6 protein-coding genes are annotated in these 7,794 nt (G+C 49.6%); 1 reads left to right on the plus strand and 5 read right to left on the minus strand.

All coding sequences use genetic code 11. The features are described 5' to 3' along the window. The 5 genes from ACRCZA_RS02370 to thrA all read right to left on the minus strand — a co-directional run. Nucleotides 1–309, minus strand: a 309-nt coding sequence (locus ACRCZA_RS02370) for a hypothetical protein (protein WP_438672884.1), incomplete at its 3' end; no start/stop codon positions are given. Between the two features lie 357 nt (nt 310–666). Beyond that, nucleotides 667–1,530 carry a substrate-binding periplasmic protein gene (locus tag ACRCZA_RS02375; RefSeq protein WP_438672885.1) on the minus strand — a complete coding sequence of 288 codons (864 nt, stop codon included), beginning with the start codon at nt 1,528–1,530 and terminating at the stop codon, nt 667–669. Nucleotides 1,531–1,764: 234 nt separating this feature from the next. Further along, the gene (gene thrC / locus ACRCZA_RS02380; RefSeq protein ID WP_438672886.1) at nt 1,765–3,048 is read right to left on the minus strand and encodes a threonine synthase; all 1,284 of its coding nucleotides are present in this window, start codon (nt 3,046–3,048) and stop codon (nt 1,765–1,767) included. Nucleotides 3,049–3,107: 59 nt separating this feature from the next. Next, nucleotides 3,108–4,046 carry a homoserine kinase gene (gene thrB / locus ACRCZA_RS02385; RefSeq protein ID WP_438672887.1) on the minus strand — a complete coding sequence of 313 codons (939 nt, stop codon included), beginning with the start codon at nt 4,044–4,046 and terminating at the stop codon, nt 3,108–3,110. Then, entirely contained in the window at nt 4,043–6,511 is a 2,469-nt protein-coding gene (gene thrA / locus ACRCZA_RS02390; RefSeq protein WP_438672888.1) for a bifunctional aspartate kinase/homoserine dehydrogenase I, read from the minus strand. The genes thrB and thrA overlap by 4 nt, the downstream gene beginning before the upstream one ends. A 643-nt stretch (nt 6,512–7,154) precedes the next feature. On the opposite strand from thrA, the gene slyD reads away from it, so the two are divergent. Further along, nucleotides 7,155–7,794, plus strand: a 640-nt coding sequence (gene slyD, locus ACRCZA_RS02395; protein WP_438672889.1) for a peptidylprolyl isomerase, incomplete at its 3' end; no start/stop codon positions are given.

The following is a 7,794-nucleotide window of genomic DNA, read 5'->3' on the forward strand; positions in this document are numbered from 1 at the left end:
GCGATAATAACCTTGACGGTTAAGCGTATCGGCAGCAAACGCATTAGCAGAGGGCAAGATACCCAAAGCAAGCAGCACACAGGTAAGAGAATGGCGCAGTTTCATGGATGATTTGATGCTCCGATGGTCATGTTCGACAACTCTATTCCCAAAAACGAGGAGCCAAAGTGACTTTTTGGCTGTCACACGGCAGGCCTGCAACCAAGCAGTCCAGAAAAAATCGCCGTACGTTGGGCATATATCGTCTTGATTTTTGTCAGTTAAGGCCAACACGCTAACAGAATTTAACCCCAAGTTCAGTAACTTCACGCTAAAGAAGTTTTAGCAAATGTGTCTCAATGATAAAAAGACTGACTCAGCAGGCATAAGGTATTTACAGTGAAGCACCGCGGCAGCGCATAATTCATGGCCAAAGCAACGGCATCGACCGTAACGCCCATCGCGTTAATGTTGTTTATTAAAAATGGTAAGGAATGGGGGCGACCACCACAGTAATCCCTGAGGAACATGTTCCTGATGAAGAGCAAGTCCTAGATGACATGCATTTAAGCCTAATGCGTTGCACCAACGCTATTTTGTGAGGGGATGTAGATACAGAAGAGCCGCGCTATTGATGAGTGTTATCAAGCAATTGCAAATGATATCACGTAAAAATAAAATCATGGGTTAACTGTCACCATCCTTTTGTAAGGAACTGATGTGGAGCGAGGACTGCCATTTTTGTTGTAGATGTGCAATGGTGCCACGCCGCGTTAAAGTGTGGATAGCTTGGTTAAACGCTGCTAATTGCGCAGCTCCCATGCTGACCTGACTTAACATAAGATGGATACCGCTGCGTTCTAAGGTGATGTTCAGGGGCACTAACTGAATGTTTGGATATCGTTTGGCGATATAAGATACCGCCGCCGCATCGCCAATCATGACATCCCCGCGGCCATAGGCGAGCATGTGTACCGATTTATCGAGATCGGGACTCAAAATTAACAGATGCGCCTGCGCTAGCCGCGCGCGAAATTGTTCATAATCCTTGCCATACCAACCTGCGACGGGAGCCAACAGCCGCAATTTATAGGTAAATAGATCCTCCCACTGGCGCAGTTGGCGATAATCTTGCGACCCCGCGTTGGCAAACAGCTTGACTTCTTCATCACGATATTCATCTGAAAATCGCGCGTAGGTTTGGCGCTCAGGGGTTTGAGTGGCGCCCATCATCAGATCCACCGTCCCCTGTTTTAGCATTTGATGAGAACGCTTGGCGGGTATATAGATAAAACTCACCTCACAGCCCAACTCTGCGGCCAGCTGCGCCATGATCTCAATATCCAGCCCTAAGGCCACACCTTTAGGCCCTTGAAAAGCGTAAGGAGCCCAATCGTTATAAGCCACCTTCAAAGGCTGTGGGCAGAGATTTGACACCTGCGCCCAGCCATGCGCCGCAGGATAACTGTATAAAACCGCCATCAGCAGGGTACTGAAACTCAATTTGGCCATCATCTTGCTATGCATGCTGCGATGGGTTAGCCCAACCATAGGCATCCTTTTAAGTCCCGAGAGTTATTTTACATGGGCACTATTTAATACGCCTTAGCCGCTAAATGCAAAACCTGTGAGTGAGGAACCTAAGGCCCCAAGGAGCTGACATTCAAGCGCGACCCGCTAATCCCAGCTCCCCCCTGCTGCGCCTTAATTTCGTGATGATCTACCGCCCGCCACACGCCGCTCATCACTCATCACTCATCACTCACCACTATTTTTAATTTAGGTTTAGGCTAATACCTTAAACAAATGGGCTTTGAGTTGACCAAAATCCGCGGGTAACTGTGCGGATAATATGGCTTTGTCAGCCACCGCCGCCAATTCGCTCGGCAAAGGTAACGCCAGCTTAAGCTCACGTTCGACCACATCTTTAAATTTCGCCGGATGAGCTGTGCCAAGGAAGATGCCTTGCTCACCCTGCGCTAAGGTCAAAGCTAATGCTTGGGCAGCAATCGCGGCATGGGGCTCGCTGATATATCCCTTGGCATACACATCGGCTAGCGCCTGTGAGGTTTGCGCCTCGGTAAGGCTCATGCCGACTAACTCAGTCAGTGGCCAGCCTTGGGCAGCACAAATCGCCGCCACCCGAGGCCAGTTGCTTGGCTCACTCACATCCATTGCGTTGGACATGGTTGCTTGGGTCGGATTAACCTGCCAAACGCCCTTGGCTAAATAACGCGGCACTGTGTCATTGCTATTGGTCGCGGCGATAAAGCGCTTTACCGGTAATCCCATCGCTTTAGCAAATAAACCCGCGGTAAGGTTACCAAAATTGCCGCTCGGCACGGCAATCACAGGATCGGCCTCATGGCGCTGTTTAGACTGGGCAACCGCTTCGAAGTAATAACAAATTTGCGCGAGTAAACGGCTGATATTGATTGAGTTTGCCGAGTTTAAATGCAGACCATCTCGCACATCGCTATCTTCAAAAGCCTGTTTGACTAAGTCTTGGCAGGCATCAAAATCTGACTCCACCGCCACGGTGTGGATGTTCTTGCCTAAGGTAGTGAACATTTTTTCCTGTAATTCACTGATCTTCCCCTTAGGATAGAGCACCACCACGTTGACTTTATCTAGGCCGTAAAAGGCATCGGCCACCGCCGCCCCCGTATCCCCAGAGGTGGCCGTTAAAATGGTTAAACGCGAATCTTGAGCAAACACGTTGATACATTGCGCCATAAAGCGCGCCCCAAAATCCTTAAACGCTAAGGTGGGCCCATGGAAGAGTTCAAGGCACGCACGCTGCTCATCGACCGCCACTAAGGGCAACTCAAAGTTGAAGGCGCGCTCCACCAGTTGATCAACCGTATCTTGGCCCAGTTCGGCGGCGAGCCAAGCGCCAAGCACTCTTTTACTGCGCTCGACAAAAGGCATCGCCAACAGCGCCTCAATATCCTGCAACACCGGGATTTTCGTTGGGAAAAACAACCCTCTGTCTCTACCGAGCCCCAATAGCACCGCTTCCTTAAAGCTCACTTTCTGCGAAGGGTGTTTTAAATTATATAGTTCCATGCTCACTCGACCTTATTCGTGCCCAGCCTTTTAGGGCTAATGCGTTAAAAGTAAAAAAATTAATCTACCCTGCGCGTACCTTGCTCATCGAGGCGGCAAACGTGGGCAAAGCCCCCTGCCTCCGTCAGATAATTGGCCTCTAACCATGCTTTAGCGGCATTGGCGGTGGCGAGATCGTCAGTCACTGAAAACAAGGTTGGCCCGCTGCCCGAAATCCCAGTGGTTAACATGCCTAATTCGGCGAGCGCCGCTCTGGCATTGTCATAACCCGGAATCGCGGCCGCGCGGTAAGGTTCGGCCAGCACATCCTTTAATACTTGAATCGCAAGCTGGGCATTTTGCTGATAAGAAGCATGTACAAAGGCACTTAAATAACGGCCAAAATCGATAACCACAGACTTATCGTATTGTTCTGGCATGAGTTTGCGCATCATGGCCGTCGAGAGTGAAATCCCGGGGTACGCCACCACCCAATACCATTGTTTAAAACTGGGGATCGCCTCGCAGATAACGCCGGGCACATTGAGCATCAGCTGCATGCCACCTAAATAACAGGGCGCAACGTTATCGTAATGCACGCTACCGCTGATCTTGCCCTCAAACTCCCCCATCAGTTCAAGCAGCGCTTGTTTATCGTATGGGCGTTCGAAATGTTCGTTCAGCGCATAAAGCGCTGCAACCACAGAACTGGCGCTCGAGCCTAAGCCACTGCCGACGGGCAAGTTTTTCTCTAGGGTTAATGCCACGCCTTGGTGCTCTTTCCCAAGGGCTTTTAAGAAAAATACCGCACATTGATAGACGATATTGTCTTCAGGGTTGTTGGGTAATTTATGCGCCCAAGCCCCCACTTGGCTAAGGGTCACCCCGGCATCCGCCGCCGCAATGGTCACTCTATCACCGAGTAAACTGCCATCAATGGGCGCCAATGCTGCGCCCAATAAATCAAAACCCACACCCACATTCCCCATAGAGGCGGGAGCGTAAACAGTCAAACTCATACACTCACCTCACGAGTCCAATTTAAGGTTCTTAATACATCAGCAAAGGCACCGGCCGCAGTCACTTCAGTACCCGCGCCATAACCTCGCAGCACAAACGGAATAGGCTGATAATAACGGCTGTAGAATGCCAAGGCGTTTTCACCGCCTTTTACGCTGTATAGCGGGTCTGTGACATCGACTTCGGCGATGCGCACATGGCACGCGCCTTCTTCAATCTGCCCCACATAACGCAGCACTTTACCCTGTGCTTTGGCCTTGGCAACTCGCGCAGCAATTGCGGCGTTCACCTCAGGCAAACGCGCCATAAAGCTTTCCACATCGCCAGAGTCATCAAAGTCTGCGGGCAATACGGAATCGACAACGATATCACTTAACTCAAGCTTTAAACCGACTTCACGGGCCAAAATCAACACCTTACGCGCCACATCCATGCCACTTAAATCATCACGGGGATCGGGCTCAGTAAAGCATTTTTCCCGCGCCAGTGTAGTGGCCTCAGAAAGTGACATGCCCTCATCAAGTTTGCCAAAGATAAAAGATAAGGAGCCCGACAAAATGCCATTAAACTTGTGCAGTTTATCGCCAGCAAATAACAGCTTTTTCAAGTTATCGATAACAGGTAATCCCGCGCCCACGTTGGTTTCGTACAGGAACTGACGGCGCTGCGTTAGCGCGGTCTGACGCAGCGCTTGGTAATAGGCGTAATCACGCGTGTTCGCCTTTTTATTGGGGGTGACGACATGCATCCCCGCGTTCATCACCTCTAAATACTGGTTCGAGACTTGCTCGCTCGAGGTACAATCCACCAGCACCGGGTTTAACAATTGCTGCTCTTTTACCCACGCCAGTAACGCGGGGATATCACTTGCCTGCTGGCTATCGGCCAGTAAGTTTTGCCAATTATTTAAATCGATACCCGTACTATCAAGTAACATCTTGCGGGAATTGACGATACCGCAGACACGAATGCTAATGTGCTGCTGTTTTAACACGCTCGCCTGCTGTTTGATCTGCTCGAGCAAACCTGCGCCCACATTGCCGCAACCGACCAAAAACACATCCAAATACTGCTGCACATCGAAAAAGCCTTGATGACAAGCGGCAATCGCATGTTTAGTCTTACGCTGCTCAATCACAGTTGAAATAGAACGTTCAGAAGAGCCTTGGGCAATCGCGATAATATTCACACTCGCCTGAGCTAACGCTTGGAAAAAGCGCGCAGCGACCCCTTTATGGGTGCGCATACCATCGCCAATCAAAGAGACAATGGCTAAGTCATGGCGCATTGCAATGGGCTCAAGTAAATCGCTTTTGATTTCTAACTCAAATTCTTGTTCTAGTGCCAATTTCACTTTGGCTGCATCACAGGTTGCCACACAAAAACTGATGCTGTACTCGCAAGAACTCTGGGTGATGAGAGACACTGAAACCCCGCTGCGAGAAATCGCCGCCAGTGTGCGGCTCGCCATGCCGACCATGCCTTTCATACCTGGGCCTGACACATCAAACATGGTTTGATTATCGAGGTTAGAAATGGCTTTAACCTGTAACCCACTGGCGTCGGCAAGGTTTGACACCAAAGTTCCTGGCGCATCAGGATTAAAGCTGTTTTTGATATAACAGGGAATATGGAACTGGGCGATGGGTGCAATGGTTTTAGGGTGCAACACCTTGGCGCCAAAATAAGATAGCTCCATCGCCTCCTGATAACTTAACTGTGATAACAACTTAGCATCGGCTACGACGCGAGGGTCGGTATTGTAAACCCCATCGACATCCGTCCAGATCTCACAGCTTGAGGCATCTAAACAAGCGGCCAGTACGGCGGCAGAGTAGTCAGAGCCGTTACGCCCTAAGGTCACGACCTTACCGTCTTCATCGGCGGCGGTAAAACCCGGCATCACCCAAACACGCTTTTCATCGAGCGCAAGGTGCTTAAAGCGCGGCTTACTGACCGCAATATCCACCACCGACTCGAGCGGACGCCCCCGGCCTAAAAACAGCTGACGTGGATCAAGCTGCGCCGAGGTAATGCCTTTGGCCAACATCACTTGTTCCATCAGGGCCGCAGACAATCGCTCACCCGCCACCACGATTTCGGCGCATATACCGTCAGGGCATTCTTGCAGCAACGTGATACCGCGTAATCTATCTTGCCAACGAGCAAGCTGCGCATGCAGCCCAGCAAAAAGCAGCTCACTTTGGCTGCTCGGTAACCCCGAACTCACCGCATCTTGATACAGTGAGGCAAACACCCGCTCAACATGCTGAATAACGAGCGAATAATCCTCACCTTTTACCGCTAAATCCACCATTTCTAGCAGGGCATTGGTCACAGTTGCAGGCGCTGAAAGCACAGTTGCAACAGGCTCTAATGTTGCCGCCTTGGCGACGATATCCGCCGCCATTGAAAATCGCTGCCAATTTGCAAGCGAGGTACCACCAAATTTCATTACTTTCATCTTGATCTCCTGCAGCGCGCCCGACTTAAACATAAGAGCTAGAAACAAAAAAGCCCGCTTCTTTGGTGGGAAGCGGGCTCGTCATTCACATTCTTTAGGGTATATCAGCCCGCCCCCACTCCAGTTGTAGTGGTGGTTGTAATAATGGTGATTACTACTAAACCTTGGCTATACATGTGTTTGGACCAATATATGTTAAATTCTTGGTTAACAGGATTGCTTTTTTTACCCGCACTTGTCAACCCCAAAAATCGATTATTTATTATCCTAGGCGGTTAAACCCTAAAATGTGCAATCAACATTGACTAATACTGCGTTTTCTTGAGAATAAGTTGGATTTGTTTCAATAATTACTGATTAATCACTGTGCCACCCCTTACCTCAACTTAGATTAAATTCATTTAAATTCAGAACATTAAAAAGAATTCACTTATCTCAAGAACACAAGATTGCGCCCCAGCGCAATAAACCATGCACTTGAGCTCAAGCCTGAAAATCCAAGGTTTTACCCATCGAGTTGATGGACAATCCGAGCTATTGCCCCCTAAAAAAGCTGTGCGATATCTAACATAAGCAACTTCAAATTATCGCCAGCACCCAAAAAGCACGTTATTATGCGCGCACATTCCGAACCGGAGGCGATATGAAGATCACCCAACACAGCGCGGTAACCATTCATTACCGTTTATCAGATCAAGAAGGCAGACTTTTAGAAGACTCTTTTAATGCCGAACCAATGCTTTATCTGCATGGTACAGAAAACCTGATCCCAGGATTAGAAGCGGCATTAGAAGGTAAAACCAAGGGCGAAACCCTCGACGTAACCATCAGCGCCGAAGAAGCCTATGGCCCATACCATGACGGTCTACGCCAAGCAGTTCCATTAGAAGCCTTCGGTGATATCGAAGATATCGTGCCAGGTATGCGCTTTATTGCCGAAACTGAAATGGGTCAGCGTCCAGTTCAAGTTGTTGAAGTAAAAGATGATGTTGTGATTGTTGATGGCAACCATCCATTAGCGGGTCAAGCTCTGAGCTTCAACATTGAAATTATCGATGTGCGCGAAGCAACCGCTGAAGAAATCGCCCATGGTCATATCCACGCCCACGGCGGTTGTGGTAGCCACGGTCATGACCATGGCGGATGCTGTGGTGGTTCAGGCCACGATGCTGGCGGCTGTTGTGGCGGTTCTGATGACCATGGCCATCACCACCATGACCATGATCACGAGGCTTGTGACACTCCGAAAGCAGGTTGTGACGGCAACGGTGGCTGCGGCTGTC

The organism is Shewanella sp., assembly GCF_051658185.1.
Taxonomy (GTDB): Bacteria; Pseudomonadota; Gammaproteobacteria; order Enterobacterales; family Shewanellaceae; genus Shewanella.